The sequence below is a fragment of the Flavobacterium caeni genome, assembly GCF_900101895.1.
GTDB classification, from domain to species: Bacteria; Bacteroidota; Bacteroidia; order Flavobacteriales; family Flavobacteriaceae; genus Flavobacterium; species Flavobacterium caeni.
This window is the reverse complement of sequence record NZ_FMVF01000015.1, coordinates 48,853-67,508: the sequence shown is the minus strand read 5'-3', so window position 1 is coordinate 67,508 and position 18,656 is coordinate 48,853. Positions and strand designations below refer to the sequence as shown.

The 18,656-nt window shown below is 50.1% G+C and carries 10 protein-coding genes; 6 read left to right on the top strand and 4 right to left on the bottom strand.

Features of this window, described 5'->3' with window-relative positions; all coding sequences use genetic code 11:
* On the bottom strand, positions 1 to 3,321 hold the full coding sequence (locus BLP55_RS13610) for a T9SS type B sorting domain-containing protein (protein ID WP_139149676.1): 3,321 nt from the start codon (positions 3,319 to 3,321) through the stop codon (positions 1 to 3).
* Between the two features lie 251 nt (positions 3,322 to 3,572).
* On the opposite strand from BLP55_RS13610, the gene rpsA reads away from it, so the two are divergent.
* Together rpsA and BLP55_RS13600 are read left to right on the top strand one after the other, a co-directional pair.
* Positions 3,573 to 5,348 (top strand): 30S ribosomal protein S1, encoded by a 1,776-nt coding sequence (gene rpsA, locus BLP55_RS13605; protein WP_091145477.1) that lies wholly within the window; start codon positions 3,573 to 3,575, stop codon positions 5,346 to 5,348.
* Positions 5,349 to 5,439: 91 nt separating this feature from the next.
* A complete protein-coding gene (locus tag BLP55_RS13600; RefSeq protein ID WP_091145474.1) occupies positions 5,440 to 7,704 on the top strand; it encodes a T9SS type A sorting domain-containing protein in 2,265 nt (754 codons plus the stop codon).
* Positions 7,705 to 7,723: 19 nt separating this feature from the next.
* Here BLP55_RS13600 and BLP55_RS13595 read toward each other — a convergent pair whose 3' ends face one another.
* Complete coding sequence (locus tag BLP55_RS13595; RefSeq protein ID WP_091145471.1) at positions 7,724 to 9,490, bottom strand: ABC transporter ATP-binding protein; 1,767 nt, start codon at positions 9,488 to 9,490, stop codon at positions 7,724 to 7,726.
* 133 nt (positions 9,491 to 9,623) lie between these two features.
* Here BLP55_RS13595 and BLP55_RS13590 point away from each other — a divergent pair, with 133 nt between their 5' ends.
* Positions 9,624 to 11,957: a DUF7619 domain-containing protein gene (locus BLP55_RS13590; RefSeq protein ID WP_091145468.1), complete on the top strand. Its 2,334-nt coding sequence runs from the start codon at positions 9,624 to 9,626 to the stop codon at positions 11,955 to 11,957.
* Positions 11,958 to 12,002: 45 nt separating this feature from the next.
* Here the strand turns inward: BLP55_RS13590 and BLP55_RS13585 are convergent, their stop codons facing one another.
* Together BLP55_RS13585 and BLP55_RS13580 are read right to left on the bottom strand one after the other, a co-directional pair.
* Positions 12,003 to 12,707, bottom strand: a complete 705-nt coding sequence (locus BLP55_RS13585) for a LytR/AlgR family response regulator transcription factor (RefSeq protein WP_091145465.1) — start codon at positions 12,705 to 12,707, stop codon at positions 12,003 to 12,005.
* Positions 12,650 to 13,756 (bottom strand): sensor histidine kinase, encoded by a 1,107-nt coding sequence (locus BLP55_RS13580; protein WP_170826876.1) that lies wholly within the window; start codon positions 13,754 to 13,756, stop codon positions 12,650 to 12,652. Before BLP55_RS13580 ends, BLP55_RS13585 begins: the two co-directional genes overlap by 58 nt.
* A gap of 212 nt (positions 13,757 to 13,968) precedes the next feature.
* Here BLP55_RS13580 and BLP55_RS13575 point away from each other — a divergent pair, with 212 nt between their 5' ends.
* The 3 genes from BLP55_RS13575 to BLP55_RS13565 all read left to right on the top strand — a co-directional run bounded on the left by BLP55_RS13575 (position 13,969) and on the right by BLP55_RS13565 (position 18,592).
* Positions 13,969 to 15,732 carry an FG-GAP-like repeat-containing protein gene (locus tag BLP55_RS13575; RefSeq protein WP_091145460.1) on the top strand — a complete coding sequence of 588 codons (1,764 nt, stop codon included), beginning with the start codon at positions 13,969 to 13,971 and terminating at the stop codon, positions 15,730 to 15,732.
* 70 nt (positions 15,733 to 15,802) lie between these two features.
* Positions 15,803 to 17,164, top strand: coding sequence for a T9SS type A sorting domain-containing protein (locus BLP55_RS13570; RefSeq protein ID WP_091145457.1), 1,362 nt, complete (start codon positions 15,803 to 15,805; stop codon positions 17,162 to 17,164).
* A 3-nt stretch (positions 17,165 to 17,167) separates the two neighbouring features.
* Entirely contained in the window at positions 17,168 to 18,592 is a 1,425-nt protein-coding gene (locus tag BLP55_RS13565) for a T9SS type A sorting domain-containing protein (RefSeq protein ID WP_091145453.1), read from the top strand.
* Positions 18,593 to 18,656: the final 64 nt, after the last annotated feature.

Sequence of the window (18,656 nt, the reverse complement as noted above, 5' to 3'; positions counted from 1 at the left end):
TCACCGTTTCATGGCGAAATGCCCGCGGTGCTCTTTCCCGTTTTCGCGTACCACCAAGAACCAGTAGTCGGTCGATGGCATTTCTTGGCCGTTATACCTGCCGTCCCATCCGCGGCTATCCGACCCGAATCCGGTCAGCAGTTTGCCGTAACGGTCAAAGATGTACACTTTCAGGTGCGGTTCGGTCGCGGCAAAATAGACCTGCCAAAAGTCGTTGTAGCCGTCGTTGTTGGGCGTAAAGAATTTCGGATACGCCAGCAGATGCACTTCTTGCGTCGTGATCCCGCAACCGTTGTTGTCCTTCACATATACCGTGTACAGGCCCGGCGCCAATCCATAAAAAACCGATCCGCTTTGGTAGTTGATGCCGTCGAGCGAATACGAATAATCGCCAGTCGGCCCGCCAAGCACAACCGAAATGGTGTTCTGGTCGTTGGTCCAATCGGTGGTCTCGATGGTCTTGATCGCAGGTGGTTGCGACCCGACTACGGTCACGGTGTATTGCGCCGAACACGTCACGCCGTTTGTGGTTTGGGTGATGTCGAGCGTGTAGGTGCCGGCCTCGTCAACCACAATCGAAGGCGTCGTTTCGCCCGTAGACCACAAATAGGAATCGAATCCCGCGTCGGCGGTAATGGTGGTCGATTCGCCCAGACACAATCCATAGCTCAGCGCCATGTCGAGTTCGGGATAGTCGTTGACGATCACATCAAACGAAGTCGTGTCGTAGCACGTGGCCACCGTGTTGTACTGCATCCTGACAAATATTTGGCGCGATCCCGTGGTGTACGATGCGGGCAACGGATTGCTGTTTGTGGCGGCTTCCTGCGCCGACAAATGGTAGGTCACGGTAAAATCGGCGGCCGAGGCGCTGCCCAACACAACATCGGTTTGAGAAGCCAGATCAAACGTGGCCTGGCTGTTATTGTCGTCGTCGCACAGCACCAGGTCGTCGGGCTGGTTTATGAAAACAAGCGAAGGCAACAACGCCACATCGGTCAACTCGTTGGTGATGTTGCCGCATGCATCGACTACCTGGAAATTGTATACAGCGGGTTGCAGGTTGAAAAAAGTATTGCTTGCGCCATTGTTGACAAAAAAAGGCTGGCTGTCCTTAGAGGTAATCTGGTAGGTGAGCGGCGGGACGCCATGGGCGGTGATCGTCACGTTCGAATTGATCCCGTCGCATGTACTTTTTTGGATGTTGGTGATGTCGATTTCGTTTGACACCGTAAACGAAAAAATTTCTTCGACACATAGTTTGTAAAGATCTACGCTTCCATTTTCGTAGACCTGAAACCGATGGAGTATCCTAAAATCGCCCAAATAAGCGATGTTGTAGTTGATGGCATTGAGCTGAAAAAGCCGGTACGAATTCATGTCGTTGGGGGTGTCGCCGGGATTATAAGGAACGCCCGTTTGCGGGTTGCCCCAGGTATTGGTTAGCGGATCGTAACGCTGTAGCCATAGTGACGCAATGGTGACCGAGTTAGGCCCTGAAGCCAAGAAATGTACGTCAAGGTCAAACGAACCGCAATGCGGGATTACCGTATAAGTATCATCTGTAACCGGTTCGTAGCCCAATACCGGAACGGTCATCTGCCGGGTGTAACCACAACTGTCCACAATTTCGAAAGTATAGTCGCCGTCGGGTAACGACGCCATTGAAAAAATCCCCGGAAACAACGGGCTGATGTTGTAAGATACGTCGTGCGGAAGGGGTACCGTATAAGCGGACGGGGCGGCAATCATCCGTACCGTGTGCAACGAGATACCCGAACCCGCCCTGATTTGCATGGTTCCGTGGCCGGGCTCGCAACCGGGTAACCGATGCCAACTCATCGCGCTGCCCGGATCCACAACGATGAGTTCATAATTGTAGGTGTTGCCGCAGGTGTCGGTCATGACGATGAGGTAGGTACCCGCGTTCATGTTCGGGATTTCCAAATGTCCGGCAGACGGATCGATCAAATGCCCGACATCTATAGGGTAAGATGTACTGTATGCCGACGGCCCGCTCATAATCACCGCCGAATTGAGGATGTATCCGCTCACCTTGATCATGATGTCGCTGATGTTCGAATCGCATCCTTCGTGCGGCTCGGGCGTTGGTTGTGGTTCCGGGTCACGGTATTGCAAATCGGCCTGGACCGTCACCGAATGGCCGCACGAATCGGTGATCGTCGCTTCATACAATCCGTAAGGCACGCCGTTGTTGCTGTTGCCGTAATTGATCAACTCGTCATAAAACGGCCCGGGATGGCCCGGGTTGTAGGCCACGGGATCAAAGCCGGGCGGCGACTGCAAGAACGTGATCGTAAACGGCGGCATGTAGTGCTGGAGCGCAAACGTGAGCATGTATTCGCCACATTCAGCCGGCGGCGACCGCATCTCGACAAGCAAACGTTTGTTGATCAGGATGTTCTCGAAAACATAGGCGTTGCCGCATCCATCGACCACATCGACGGTATAGTTGTAAACCAGGTCGCTGTAATAAGGGATGACCGTCACGAATTCCTGTTCCGACACGCTGCCGCTGGTGAGCGTGGTCGTTTGTACGATGGGCGACCCGCCGCCGGGCGGAAAAATCGTGTAGGTGATCGTGATCGGGTAGGAAAGGGTTTCGTCTATGGCGGGCGATAGCGTGTTGGTGATGGTCATCTGGTTGCAGTCGACAAGCACCGCATCGTCGGTTTCGGCCCAGGAAAGGAAATTGCCCGTCGATTCGAACAACGTGTGCGTGATGACCCAGCCCTGTCCGCAGTCGTCAAACACACGAACCTGGTAGGCACCCGCGGCAAGCCCGGTAAATACGGGACTGGTTTGCAACGGACGGATCATCGGACCCGCAATGATTTCGTACGAAACGGGCGTACCCGAAAAAGCTTCGATCGTCATCGTGCCGTTGTTGCCGCACGATACATTCGTCCCGCCAATCGTATACAGCAGCGGAATGGTTTCGTCGGTAATCGTTTCGGTCCAGGTTTGCGAATTCGAAAGCGCACCCAGGGTTTGTGTGGCCACGATCTGGTAATCGCCGGCGACAAGCCCATTGATGGTGTTGCCGGTCGGGAATGCGATGGGTGTCGTGGTGTTGGGAAGCTGGAATACCTGATAGGTGACGGTTGCCGCGGGATCGGTACCCGAAACAGAAAACGAGATCGATCCGTTGCCCGGGCAGGTTTCATCGGTGGCGGTGATCGATAGCGTAAAGTTGGGCAGTTGCGCGCAAACGTCGATAGAAAACAGCAAAAGGAAAACCACGGCCAAACAACACCATGCCGGCGTACTACGGGCGTTTGTATGTGTTGTGTTGTTCAACGCGGTGTGGTTTTGGGTTCCTAAATGTAAGGAATGTTTTCGGATAACAGCCTTCGAGCGAAAAACCCTACCCAATCGGCTGATTATTAATCGGTCGAATGTTTGGCCAATTCAAATAAAAGAATTACTTTTGCGCACCTTTTGGCGGAGAAGCATTTCCAAAGGGATTCAACATTTTAAAACTAACAGCTTCTGTTTTTTGATCCGCGTAAGAAATTAGAAAAGAACAGAATACAAATTTTTTTATCAGCATGTCTGAATTATTGAAAACACAAGAAGAGTTTTTGACCAACTTTAACTGGAGCAACTACCAAGAAGGTATCGACGCGGTAGATGAGAAACACCTCAAAGAATTCGAGGAATTGGTTTCAAAAACCTTCATTGCCACTGACCAAGAGGAAGTTGTTGAAGGAACTGTAGTGCGTATCACAGACCGTGACGCCATTGTTGACATCAACGCAAAATCGGAAGGCGTTATTTCATTGAACGAATTCCGTTACAACCCTAACTTGAAAGTGGGCGACAAAGTAGAGGTTTTGATCGACGTCCGTGAGGACAAAACCGGTCAGCTCGTTTTGTCACACCGTAAAGCACGTACCATCAAATCTTGGGACCGCGTGATCGCTGCCAACGAAACGGGCGAAATCGTAAACGGTTTCGTGAAGTGTCGTACCAAAGGCGGTATGATTGTAGACGTATTCGGAATCGAGGCGTTCTTGCCAGGTTCGCAAATCGACGTCAAGCCAATCCGCGATTACGATGTTTACGTCAACAAAATGATGGAATTCAAAGTCGTGAAAATCAACCACGAATTCAAGAACGTTGTCGTATCGCACAAAGCGCTTATCGAAGCGGATATCGAAGTTCAAAAGAAAGAGATCATCGGTCAATTGCAAAAAGGCCAAGTTTTGGAAGGTGTTGTCAAGAACATCACTTCTTACGGTGTATTCATCGACTTGGGCGGCGTAGACGGATTGATCCACATTACAGACCTTTCTTGGTCACGCATCAACCACCCGAGCGAAGTCTTGGAATTGGACCAAAAACTCAACGTGGTTATCCTCGATTTCGACGACGAGAAAACACGTATCCAATTGGGCTTGAAGCAGCTTAACGCACACCCTTGGGATGCACTCGATGCAAACCTGGCAGTAGGCGACAAAGTGAAAGGTAAAGTAGTGGTTATTGCCGACTACGGTGCGTTCATCGAAGTAGCCGAAGGTGTAGAAGGTTTGATCCACGTTTCTGAAATGTCATGGTCTACGCACTTGCGTTCTGCGCAGGATTTCGTAAAAGTAGGCGATACTGTAGAGGCGCAAATCTTGACTTTGGACCGCGAAGACCGCAAAATGTCTTTGGGTATCAAACAATTGACGCAAGATCCTTGGACCGACATCACGACCAAATACCCTGTAGGCTCTAAGCACAGTGGTATCGTGCGCAACTTCACCAACTTTGGTGTGTTCGTAGAATTGGAAGAAGGCATCGACGGCTTGATCTACATCTCTGACTTGTCTTGGACCAAGAAAGTCAAGCACCCGTCTGAGTTCGTGAACGTGGGCGAGAAGCTCGACGTTGTGGTCTTGGAACTGGATGTTGACGGACGCAAATTGTCTTTGGGCCACAAACAAACCACGCCAAACCCTTGGGACAAGTACGAAGACAGCTTTGCTGTAGGTACGGTTCACACCGGTGAGGTAGCCGAGATCGTAGACAAAGGTGCTACGGTTGAATTTGGCGACGACATCGTGGCTTTCATCCCTTCACGTCACTTGGAAAAAGAAGACGGTAAGAAGTTGAAAAAAGGCGAAACTGCCGAGTTCAAAGTAATCGAATTCAACAAGGAGTTCAAGAGAGTAGTGGCTTCTCACACGGCCATCTTCCGCGAAGAAGAGGAGAAGAACGTGAGAAACAACTCGAACGACAACATGTCATCGACCAACAATGCACCAGCTGCTACCTTGGGCGACAACAATGACATCCTTGCCGATTTGAAAGCGAAAATGGAGAAGAAAGAGAAGAAGTAATTCGCTCTTTCTGAAATATTTGCAAGCCTCTCGGAAACGGGAGGCTTTTTTTGTTACATTTATTGCGAACTAACAAACCGAAAAAAAGTTTATGCGTAAACCTTACTTTTTGTTGTTTATGCTGCTGCTCACGGCCATTGCCCAAGCACAGATTATCAGCTTTGCTGATGTTAATTTCAAGAATCAACTGTTGTCTTCTACGACCAATACCAATCCCAATTACTACTTGGTCGCCGCAGACCAAATGGGCAACGACATTGTCGTGGATACCAACGGCGATGGCGAAATCGACGCGCAGGAGGCTCTACTCGTTTACAAGTTAACCGTCCAAGGCAACTTGACAAACCCCAACGATCCACTCAATTTAACGAGCCTTTCTGGCATCGAGTATTTTACCAATATCACCGATTTGAATTGTGCGGACAACCAGCTGACTTCTCTCGACGTATCGGCGCTAACCAACCTGGTCAATTTCAGATGTGAGCGCAACAATCTCACCGATCTTAATATACAAGGAATCACCACACTTTCGCAGTTTTATTTCGGAAGTAACCAACTGCCCAATCTGGACCTTAGCGCCAACACCCAGCTTTCGCATTTGGGTTGCGACAACAACCAGATTACACAGCTGGACCTGTCCCAGACTCCACTGTTGACGCGTCTGTTTTGCAACGACAATTTACTGACCACCCTAGATGTAAGTCCTACGACACACCTGGCGGTACTTCGCTGTCAAAATAACCTACTTACCGATCTCGACTTGAGTGGCGGTCAGGGTACCGGCAGTTTGCATGCATACAACAATCCGTTGGTGTCGCTCAACATGAAATCCGGCTACACCTACAGCTACCAGATGCTGGCCAATCTCAATTTACAGGATTGCCCGACGCTTTCGTATGTTTGTGTGGATGATTTCAACCTCGAAGGTTTTCGTACCAAGCTTGACGACTACGGCTACACCAACTGTAATCTGAACAGCTATTGTTCGTTCGTTCCCGGCGGCGCCTATACGAACGTTCAGGGTACGACACGGTTCGACGCTGCCGCGGACGGATGCGGCCAGGAAGATGGCGTGTTTCCGCATTTGCGGATTTCGGTCAGTAGCGGCAGCCAGTCCGGTACTTTCATCGCAAATGACAGCGGCGACTATTCTATTGCGCTACAAGCAGGGATGCATACCCTTACGCCGGTGCTCGAACATCCAGAGTATTTTGCCGTTTCACCGACATCGGTCTCGGTCTCGTTGCCGGTTTTTCAGGCCCCCGATCCGGTACAGGATTTTTGCGTGACCTCCATCGGGACACACGCTGATTTGGCTTCGGTGATCATTCCCATCGGAATTGCGCGGCCCGGATTCGATGCCCATTATAAGATACTGTACCGTAACCAAGGAAACGTCGTGCTTTCCGGGCAGGTCAAACTCACTTTTATGGATGCCCTGATGGATTTCGTGACCGCTTCGCAGCCCGTATCGGTCACGCAGCCCAATGAGCTGTATTTCGATTACAACGACCTTTTGCCATTCGAGACGCGCCAGATCCTGGTTACCTTCAACCTGAATTCGCCGGTAGAGGATCCTGCAGTGAATTCTGGCGACGACCTTGGTTTTGATACGGTTATTTTTCCGATTGTGGGCGATGTCTATGATGCCGACAACTTTGGTAGCCTCAAACAGAAAGCCGTCAACTCCTTCGATCCCAACGACAAAACCTGTCTAGAAGGCACCACGGTAGGTCCTGAAATGGCGGGCCAATACGTGCATTACATGATCCGCTTCGAGAATACGGGTACGGCCGAGGCGGTCAACATTGTCGTCAAGGACATGATCGATTTGGCCAAATTCGATATCGCCTCGCTGGTTCCGCTCGACGGCAGCCACGATTTTTACACCCGCATCAAAGGCGATAAAGTCGAATTCATCTTCGAAAACATCCACCTGCCGTTCGACGACGCCAACAACGACGGTTATGTCGTGTTCAAGATCAAAACCAAGCCAACCCTCGTTTTGGGCGATACGTTCAGCAACACCGCGAGCATTTATTTCGATTACAACCATCCGATTGTGACCGAGCCTGCGGTGACTGCGATTGCGTTGCTGCAAAACCAGGACTTCGCGTTCGAAAGTTATTTTGCGTTGTACCCGAATCCTGCCACCGACGTGCTTCAAATTACGGCAACACAAGATCTTGAGCTGTCATCGCTGGGCGTTTACAATGTGTTGGGTGAACTGGTGCTGGCTGTTCCGAACGCGCGTCAGGTCAAGGCAATCGACGTGTCGATGTTGAAAACGGGAACTTATTTTGTCAAGATCCAATCTTCTAAAGGCAACACTGTCGCCCAGTTCCTGAAACGATAAAACGATCAGGGAATTATTGTCACACTTCGGCTTCCGACGAAAGTACATTGCGCTCCCCGATTTGCTGACGCCACATCGCAAAGTACAACCCCTTGGCGTCCAACAGTTCATCGTGCGAGCCGTGTTCGACCACCTTGCCACGTTCGAGCACATAAATCGTGTCCGAGTGCATGATGGTCGAAAGCCGGTGCGCGATGGCGATCGTGATTTGCTGTTTGTCGGCCGAGATTTCGCGTACGGTTTCGGTGATTTGTCGTTCGGTGATCGAATCGAGCGCCGAGGTCGCCTCGTCAAAAATCAGCAATCTGGGTTTGCGGATCAACGCGCGCGCAATCGAAAGCCGTTGTTTTTCGCCGCCCGAAAGTTTGCGTCCGTTTTCGCCCAAGATGGCGTCGAGGCCTTTGTCGGAACCCGTCAATAGCGTCGTGGCCGATGCCTTTTGCAGCGCGTCGTGCAGTTCTTCGTCGGTGGCGTCGGGTTTGACAAACGTCAGGTTTTCGCGTATGGTACCCGAAAACAATTGCGTGTCCTGCGTCACGAATCCCAATTGGCGTCGGATGCGGTTGTAGCGCAAGTCGCGTATCGAGATGCCGTCGTACAAAATATCGCCCTCGCCGGGACGATAGAGCCCCACAAGCAATTTGACGAGCGTCGACTTGCCCGAACCCGACGGGCCTACAAACGCAATCGTATCGCCCAGCGAAGCCTTGAACGAAATCGAGTCGATGGCCTTGAAGGACGCATTTTTGTGCGTAAACGATACGTTGTTGAATTCGAGTTTTTCGATTTCGCCAACCTCTACGGGTTCTTCGGGGCGGAATTCGGTTTCTTTTTGCATCAATTCCTCGAACAATTGCAGCGATGTTTCGGCTTCGCGGAACGACAGGATGATGCCGCCCAAATCCTGTAACGGCCCGATGATGCCCGTCGAGATGAATTGCATCGAAATCAGCTCGCCCGGCGTGAGGATGCGGTGAAAGATCAGCCAAAGTAACATGAATAAAATCGATTGTTTGAGCAGTATCAGGATCCCGCCTTGAAAAAACGACAGCGTCCGGACCTTTTTGACCTTGGCCATTTCGAGGTCGTAGATTTCCTGCGTGTGCGTGCGCAGCCGCCGGATTTCGGGGTAGGTGAGTCCGAGGCTTTTAACGAGTTCGATGTTGCGCAGGCTCTCGGTGATGGTACCGCTCATTTGCCGGTTTTGCCGAATCAGCGAGCGTTGCAAGTCTTTGATCGATCGGCTCAGGATGCTCGTCAATCCGCCAAGGACGACCACGCCCACAATGAAAATCGGGATCAATGCCCAGTGTTTGGTGGCTGCATACCACAACAAAAATCCGACACCCACGAGCGACGAAAACAAAATGTTGATGAACGACGAGATGAATTTTTCGTTGTCGGCGCGCACTTTTTGCAATATCGATAAAATTTCACCGCTGCTTTGCGTTTCGAATTCCTGGTAGGGCAGCCTGAGCGTTTGCCGGAGCCCATCGTTAAAGATCTCGAGCCCGAATTTTTGTACGACCATCCTGAGATAGTAGTCCTTGAACGACATCAGCAGCCTTGAGGCGATGGCAATCGCGATGGCTATCAAAAGCAACCGATAGGTCTGGTCGAATTGTTGCTGTGTCGTGGCTGATGAATCGTTTTGGGTGTAAATGTCGATGATTTTCCCAAAAATAATCGGGTCGTACAACGCAAGGATTTGCGCCAATCCCGCCAGTATAAGCGACAGCGCAACCCATTTCGAATACGGGCGCATGTATTTCCAGAGCAGTTTCATGGGCGGTCGTTTACTACAAATATCAACAAACCAACAATGAATCCCAAGCGTTCTTCGGCAAAAGACGGATCGATTGCGGGCAAATGTTTGAGCGTTAGTATATTTTCATACATTTACCCATCAAACTGCAAACATGAAAAAACTGTACACGTTGCTTTTCGCCTTGGGTGCGGCTGGTGCTTCGGCGCAGGTCATCAACTTTCCGGACCCTAATTTCAAGGCCAAATTACTGACGGCCCAAACCTGGAATACCGTCGCCCAGAATCCCATCGGGACCAATGTCAAGATCGACACCAACAACGACGGGCAAATCGAAGTGGCCGAAGTGCAAAACCTCAAATACCTCAATGTAGGCGATGCATCTATTTCGAGCATTGCGGGCATCGAGCATTTTACGGCGCTCGAACAACTGTATGCGCATTACAACAACATTGGCGCGGTCGACCTCCATGCACTCAACAACTTGATTTTACTCAATGTCAACGACAACAACCTGACGAGCATCGACAACATCGGGGCGCCCAACATTCAATACCTGACCGCGGGCGGCAACCCGATTGCGTCGCTCGATTTGTCGAATTGGCCCACGCTCATCGATTGCAACATGTGGGGGACGCAGTTGACGAGCCTGTCGGTTTCGAACATGCCTACCGTAGAACGGCTTTTTTTTGGCGAGGGATTGCTTACCAGCATCAGCCTTACCAATTTGCCGAATTTGTATGAATTGGACATCCAATCGAACCAATTGTCCTCGGTGAATTTTTCGGGCCTGGGTGCCTTGCGTTATTTTGTGTTCAACAACAACCCGTTTACCGATCTGGGTTTTCTCAACGATTTCCCGACACTCACCAGTTTGACGATGAACAACACACAGGTGACTACGCTCGACGTATCGGGACTCATCGCGCTCGATCACGTTTTTGCGATCAACAGCCCGAACCTCAAGTACATTTTCATGAAAAACGGACGCACCGAATCGATGTGGTTCAGCGGATGTCCGCAACTCGAGTACATTTGCGCCGACGAGGCCGAACTCAACAGCGTACAAGACAACGTGAACGCCTACAATCCGATCGGGTGCCATGTCAATTCGTATTGTACGTTCAATCCGGGTGGTGTTTTTTACACGATTTCAGGCAACAACAGACAGGCCAATGTTTTGGCCGATTGCGGTATGTCTAACAACATTGCGCCCAACCTCAAGTTCAACATTTCCTCGACTGCGGGCTCGGGCACGTTCATATCGAACCAGTCGGGTGACTATTCGTTGCCGGTCAGCGCGGGAGCGCATACGGTTACGCCCATACTCGAGTACCCATCTTATTTTAATGTGAACCCGGCCAGTTTTGTAGCCAACTTCCCAACCATGCCGAGCCCGCTTACGCAAAACTTCTGTATCACGGCCAACGGGTCGCATCCTGATCTTGAACTCGTGTTGTTGCCATTCCTTTCTGCTATTCCCGGATTTGATTCGGCCTACAGCCTTATCGTCAAAAACAACGGCAACCAAATCCAATCGGGTAGCGTTACGTTGCAGTTCGAGGGCAACGTGATGGATTTTTTGACCGCCAATCCGGCAGTGGCTTCGCAAACCAGTAATTCGTTGACTTGGAATTTCACCAACCTCGAACCGTTCCAAAGACTCGAAATAGGAGCGGTGTTCAACCTGAACACGCCAATGGAGAATCCGCCGCTCAACGGAGGCGATGTACTCGATTTCTCGGCATCAATCGCCACATCGCAAACCGATGAAACGCCCGAAAACAACAGTGCGGTGTTGGTACAAACCGTGGTCAATTCGTTCGACCCGAACGATAAGATTTGTCTTGAAGGACCTACCATTGCGCCGTCGGCAGTGGGCGACTACGTCCATTACCAGATTCGCTTTGAGAATACGGGGACGGGATTTGCGCAAAATATCGTGGTCAAGGACATGATCGATCCGGCCAAGTTTGATGTCGCTTCGCTTGTTCCGCTACATGGCAGCCATGATTTTTATACCCGCATCGACGGCAACAGGGTTGAGTTTGTTTTCGAGAACATCCAGTTGCCGTTTTGGCCAGAAGCCAACGATGGCTACGTGGTGTTCAAGATCAAGACCAAGCCGACGCTGGTGTTGGGCGATACGTTCAGCAATACGGCCAGCATTTATTTCGATTTCAATTATCCGATCGTGACCGAACCTGCCGTAACCACCATTGCGTTGTTGCAGGCGCAGGATTTTACATTCTCGGACCATTTTGCGGTGTATCCGAATCCGGCGGACGATCTATTGCACATTCAAGCCAAGAACGCCATGGACGTTTCGTCGGTCGCGGTATACAATGCGTTGGGGCAGCTCGTGATCGCGGTCCCGAACGCAGACGGTACGCAAGCCATCGACGTTTCAAGACTCAAAACAGGAAGTTACTTCATCAAGGTAGTTTCAAACAAGGGCACCGCCAATTTCCAATTCCTAAAACGCTGACCGAAACATCGATTCACCATAGAAACCTCCTTTTCGGGAGGTTTTTTATTTTTCGATGATAGACAGCACCAGTTCTTTGTAGCTTCGGCCGATAGGGAGTAGCTTGCGGTTGATCTCAACGTCGGTGGCCGAAAACGCATCGATTTTGTCCTTGGCCGCGATAAACGAGCGGTGGATTCGGAGGAAGCGGTCTTTGGGGAGCAGTTCCTCGATTTGGCCCATCTGAAATTTAGCTGACACCGAATTGTTTATAGTCACCACGTTGATGTATTCCTTGACGCTTTCGATGTAAAGGATTTCGTCGAAATAAACCTTGACCTTTTTCTTGCCGACATTAAAAAACATAAACGCACGTTCCTTTTCGTGTGATGTCATTGGCGTTGGGGAGGGCGCTGTAGGTTGTTTGAGTTTGTTGACCGCCACCAGAAAACGATCGAGCGCAATGGGTTTCATCAAATAATCGACAACATTGAATTCATAGCCCTTGAGCGCATACTCATGGTAAGCCGTCGTGATGATCACCTGCGGTGGGTTTTTAAGCGTTTTGAGAAAGTCGAACCCTTTAAGTTTGGGCAGGTTGAGATCCAGAAACATCAGGTCGATTTTCTCCTGGTGCAACACATCGATCGCATAGATTGCGTCATGACAAACCGCTACCAGATCCAGGAACGGCACCATGTCTACGTAATCTTTCAGAATTTCGGCGGCCAGCGGTTCGTCTTCAACGATAAGACAGTTGTATTTTTCCATGCGAGGTCGATGTTAAGTGCTACTTTGAATGTGTCGGAGGTCTGGTCGATGGCCAGTTCGTGGCCCGGATAAATCAGTTCGAGTTGACGTTTGATGTTGGCCAGCCCAATCTTGGGTTCGCTGTCTTCGCTATCGGTCGTTTCTTTCGAGTTTGCGACTACAAATGTGAGCCGTTGGTCCTTGAGCGTAAGGTTGATGTTGATTTCGCTCCGGAACCGCGATTCGCCCACACCGTGCTTGAACGCATTTTCTACAAAAGGCAACAGTATCAAGGGCGCCAGCTTCTCCTGTTTGTTGTCGACCGAATGATGAAACACCACGTCGAGCCGATTGGAATAACGCAGTTTCTCGAGTTCGATATAGTCTTCGATGATTTTGATCTCGTGTTCGATGGCGATCGATTCGTGCGCGGTTTCATACAGCATGTACCGCAACATGCTCGAGAGCCTGAGCACTACTTCGGCCGTTTTGTCGGAGTTCTTTCGCGCCAGGCCATAAATGTTGTTGAGCGTATTGAACAAAAAATGTGGATTGGATTGCGCCTTCAAAAACTGCAATTCCATTTCGAGTTTCTTTTTGACCAATTCCTGCTCCTCGATTTTTTGCGCAATGCCCAACCGCACGAGTTTGATCGAAATGGCAACCCCGCCTACAAATGCAAGGATAAAAAACCAATAACTGAGGCTTTTGACGGCGGTAAGGCTCGTCGGTAAATCTTCGGTAGGCATTTGGTAGATCATCCCGAAAACGACAAAGTGGTTCACGAGTACCATACAAAATATCGCTACGGCGAACAGCGATGCAACCAACATAATTGTTTGGGTGACCGAGGCACGTTTTTGCAGATACCGGTCGGTGGCGCAAAAGAGTGCATACACCAACGGAATCTTGACGCCCGCAAAAACCAACTGCACCAACACCACCTGAAGGAACGACGCAAACGCCGATGTGATATCGCTACCCATCGATCCGGCATCAAAATTCAGGTAACTCTTGTAAAGTATGTACACTACCCAAAAGGCGATATGGTACCACACACGTTTGCTCATAGGCCAAAAATAGCGAATAATATGGTTGGACGACAAGCTTCTACATGAACGGATGTTTGCAACACACGAACAACAGGTTGCGCCCCACCAAATGCGCCGGTATGCGTTGCACGGCATTGATTCCGATGCAAGCGGTTGTCGGTAGAACTTTGAAAATCAACCCAAAGCGTTGGTGTAATTTTAATGACGCAAAACCTTAAAAGACAAACGATATGAAACAATTTGACCACAAAAAAAGCAAAGGGGCATTGGTTTTTGCCGCGTTCATGGCGGCCTATGCAACGCACGCACAAACGTTCACCAAAATCACCACGGGCACACCCGTCACCACGCCCGGCGATTCGCGAAGCGTCAATTGGGTAGATGTAGACGGCGACGGCCACCTGGACCTGTTCATCTCGAACGGAAAAGCAGGAGGGCAGAACAATGCGCTGTTCCGCAACACGGTCGGCGGTTTCACCCTTGTCACGTCCGACCCGATCACAAACGACGGCAATCCGAGCGACGGCGCCACTTTTGCCGATTGCGACAACGACGGCGACCTCGATGCGGTGGTCGTCAACTGGTACCTCGAAGACAACATGTTTTACCTGAACGACGGCGCGGGGAATTTCGCGCAGCAAACCACGCAGCCCATGATTGCGTCGGGCGGGTACAGCGAAACGGCCTCGTGGGGCGATTATGACAACGACGGCCTGGTCGATTTGTTTGTCACGCGCAGCGGATCTACGGTGAACCTACGCCGCAACCAATTGTACCACAACGACGGCGGCAACAATTTCACCAAAATCCTGACGGGCGATCCGGTGCTCAATACCGTACGGTGCCGGTCGGTGAACTGGACCGATATCGACAACGACGGCGATGCCGATCTGTTCGTGACGGTTGAAGGCGCGGGTAACAACAACGAACTGATGTACCGCAACGACGGCGGCGGGACGTTTACGCGCATCTCAACCGGTGAATTGGTCACCAACGGCGGCTCGACCATGAGCAGCAGCTGGGGCGATTACGACAACGACGGCGACCTCGACGTGTATTTGTGCAACGACGGCGCGAACAATGCGCTGTTCCGCAACGACGGCAATTTCAATTTCACCAAAATCACTTCCGATCCGGTTTCGCTGGCCAATTCACATTCGTTCAGCTCGGCGTGGAGCGACATAGACAACGACGGCGATCTGGATTTGTTTGTGACCAATGCGTTCAATCCGGTGGCCGCGCCGCTCAACAATTTCCTGTATACCAACAACGGAAACGGCACGTTCACCAAAGTAGAAATCGGGGCACCCGCCACCGATTTGTCGTGGTCCTACGGATGCGCGTTCGGCGACTACGACAACGACGGCTTCGAGGATTTGGCTGTGGCGACCACCACCTTCGCCGGTGTCGATGCCAACGATTTGCTGTACCACAACGACGGCAACGCCAACCATTGGATCACGATCAAATTGGTCGGGACGTTGGCCAATCGATCGGCGATCGGCGCCAAGATACGGGTGACGGCCACGATCAATGGCGAAGAAGTGACCCAAATGCGCGAAATATCGGCACAAAGCGGCTACTGCTCGCAAAATGACTTGCGCGCGCATTTTGGTTTGGGCGATGCGGCCACGATCACATCGATCACGGTCGATTGGCCATCGACAACCGCCGATGAGGTCTTTACGAACGTATCGAATAACCAATTCATTACGATTACGGAAGGGCAGGGGCTCAAGGTGGGCAGTTTCGAAACCGCGCCGATCGATTTTAGGATTTATCCCAATCCAGCCAACAACATCCTGAACATCAAAGCCAAGGACGGCAGGCGGATTACCTCGGCTAGGGTATTCGACCTGTCGGGAAAATTGATGCTCATGCAAACCGGCGAGGGTATTTCGCAACTCGACATTTCGAAATTGGCAACGGGAAGCTACATGATTCAGGTCATTTCCGATCGCGGCACCTCTCAAAATAGGTTTGTCAAGAATTAAATTTTTGACCCAATAGAATTGATCTTGGGTATTTTCATGTCTTAAATTTCTTATATTAGCCAAAAAAAGCATGAAAAGACTCTATTTATTGTTGCTTATGGCATTGGCCCAAACCAATGCGCAAAATCTGGTCTTTCCGGATGCAAATCTCAAAGCGATTTTACTGTCGTCGTCGGCAACCAACCTCATTGCGATGAACGCCAGCGACAATTACATCGCCATTGACGCCAACCACGACGGCGAGATACAACAAAGTGAAGCCGCCCAGGTGAGGTATTTGGGATTGAGCAATTACTATGGGAATTTGCCGATGATACAATCGGTTGAAGGCATTGCGCAATTTACCAACCTGCGTTCCCTTAACGTCGACCATCATAACCTCCAAGCGCTGAACCTCAACGGAATGAGTTCTTTGCAGTACATCGATTGTACGTTCAATAACTTGACATCAGTCGATTTGGGCGGACTTTTTTTTCTACAAAACTTCGATTGTTCCCATAACCAGCTTACGTCACTGACGCTGCAAAGTTTTTCGATTTACTACCTTGGCTGCGCCAACAACAATTTGACGACGCTTAACATCAATAACCTGTCATCGTTGCAAAGCCTTAATTGCACCAACAATCAGCTCACTGCGCTAAACCTGGTCGGTTCCCCGTCCATTAAATATCTCGAATGCGGGGCAAATCAGCTGTCGAGCCTGAATTTGTCGGCAAACACCCAATTACTGTCGGTAAAATGTCCGAGTAACGAACTCACATCGCTGAATATTACGGGGCTCTCTTCGATGTATCTGCTCGATTGCGGATACAACCAATTGCAGAGTTTGGATTTTACCGGAACCAACTTGCAGACGCTTGCGTGCCAGTCCAACGAATTGACCAACCTCGACCAACTCACACAAATGACAGGATTGTATCAATTGAATTGCTCGGACAACGACATTACGGCGCTTGATTTTGGACAAAGTAACCTTTTCGAACTTTCGGCCAACAACAATCAATTGACCTCGATCAACATCAAGAATGGCCACGAAGAGACTTACCTGAGTTTTTCGGGGAATCCTAACATGCAATACTTGTGTTGCGATTCCGCTCAGGTTGCACAGTATCAGTCGCTCGTCAATTTTTACGGTTACTCGGGTTGCACGGTAGACAATCTTTGTATCTCGCTGGACGCTGCTGCTTTCGAGCCCGCCGATGACCGTTTTTCATTGGTGCCCAATCCCGCGACAGACCGCATCACGCTTGTCGCGCCGGCCGGTGCAAAGGTTACCAAAATCGAAATCTACAACACGCTGGGCCAATTGTTAATGGAAATCAATGGAAACATCTCTTCAGAAATAGAAGTTTCACGTCTGACCGCGGGGAATTATTTGATGCTGGTTCAAACAGTAACGACCAACACACCAATCAGATTCGTCAAACGTTAAACTATGAAACGATTTTTAAAAACAACAGTTTGTTTCCTCGCACTGGGTTTCGCCTGCCACGCGCAAACCGTCAGCATTCCGGATCCTGTGTTCAAAGCCAAGTTGGTCGCTTCCGACGCAACAAATAATATTGCATTTGATTTTCTGTACAATGCTATAGTGGTCGACACCAACCACGATGGGGAAATCCAAGTTAGCGAGGCTGCGCAGGTCTATATTCTCGATGTGGGCCACGACCTGCCTACTAGCGTGTATATCGAATCATTGGCAGGAATTTCGGCTTTTACGAACCTCAGGATGCTGATGTTCAACAACAACCACATCACTGATTTTGATATTACGGGATTGGTCAACCTGACCTTGCTCGATTGTTCACAAAACCTGCTTGAGTCGCTGAACTTACCCAACCTGCCACTGCTTGAGAATTTGTATTGCAGCAAAAACCAATTGACCGTACTCGGATTATCGGCCTTTCCGACCCTTAAGAATCTGGGTTGCGACAACAATCAGCTCACTTCATTGGACATTAGCCAACTCCCGTTGCTGAATTCTTGCTATTGTTCGAACAACCAAATCACGCACATTCAACTTTCGGGCTCGCCGGCTTTGGGTTATTTGTCTTGCGACAACAATCAATTGACCTCACTCGACATCAATGGGATGCCTGGGGCGGGTCAAGTCTCGTGCAGCGGCAATAACATCACTGCGCTTTCTGCCAGCAATCTGCCGTACCTTTCCAGTTTGGATTGTTCCAACAACAACTTGACTTCTTTGAGCTTGACCAATTTGAATTACTTTAGTGGATTGTATTGCGGCAGCAACCAACTCCAATCGCTAAACCTGGCCGGACTTCCTGTCCTCAACGTATTGGGATGCAGTTTCAATCAATTCACGTCGCTCGATTTCTCTGACTTCCCGACCCTTTACAGCCTCGATTGTTCCTACAATCAATTGACGTCGTTGGAACTCAACTACAATTACAATTTGAACGAACTTTTTGCCAATAACAATCAGCTGACCTCGCTCGGCATCAAAAATGGACGCATCGAAACCTACATCAATCTCGCAGCAAACCCAAATCTGGGTTATGTTTGCGCCGATTCGGGGCAAGTGGGTATGTTACAGACGGTGGTGTCTTTTTACGGTTATAACAATTGCCTGGTCGATTCAGCGTGCGAGGTACTCGGAACCGAAAAATTTGAACCCGCGGGCATGGCCGTATATCCCAATCCGGTATACTCGTCGCTTCACATCAAATCACCTTACGCAATCGATACAATCACCATCTACAATATGGGCGGGCAACGCGTGATGGACTTGGTCAATCCGACCCAAGCCATCGATGTGGAAGCCCTACCGTCCGGAACTTATTTTTTAAGCGCCGTCTCGGGCGGGAACCTCATGCATCAGAAATTTGTAAAGCAGTAACCGATCAAATCCTGAAACAAAGCCCTGTCTGGTTGTAAAACCCGATAGGGCTTTTTTGTTACTT

Bases quoted from the DNA above. Each gene is read 5' to 3' on its own strand.
- rpsA (WP_091145477.1), top strand. From the start codon at position 3,573: ATGTCTGAATTATTGAAAACACAAGAAGAGTTTTTGACCAACTTTAAC.
- BLP55_RS13600 (WP_091145474.1), top strand. From the start codon at position 5,440: ATGCGTAAACCTTACTTTTTGTTGTTTATGCTGCTGCTCACGGCCATT.
- BLP55_RS13595 (WP_091145471.1), bottom strand. From the start codon at position 9,490: ATGAAACTGCTCTGGAAATACATGCGCCCGTATTCGAAATGGGTTGCG.
- BLP55_RS13590 (WP_091145468.1), top strand. From the start codon at position 9,624: ATGAAAAAACTGTACACGTTGCTTTTCGCCTTGGGTGCGGCTGGTGCT.
- BLP55_RS13585 (WP_091145465.1), bottom strand. From the start codon at position 12,707: ATGGAAAAATACAACTGTCTTATCGTTGAAGACGAACCGCTGGCCGCC.
- BLP55_RS13580 (WP_170826876.1), bottom strand. From the start codon at position 13,756: ATGAGCAAACGTGTGTGGTACCATATCGCCTTTTGGGTAGTGTACATA.
- BLP55_RS13575 (WP_091145460.1), top strand. From the start codon at position 13,969: ATGAAACAATTTGACCACAAAAAAAGCAAAGGGGCATTGGTTTTTGCC.
- BLP55_RS13570 (WP_091145457.1), top strand. From the start codon at position 15,803: ATGAAAAGACTCTATTTATTGTTGCTTATGGCATTGGCCCAAACCAAT.
- BLP55_RS13565 (WP_091145453.1), top strand. From the start codon at position 17,168: ATGAAACGATTTTTAAAAACAACAGTTTGTTTCCTCGCACTGGGTTTC.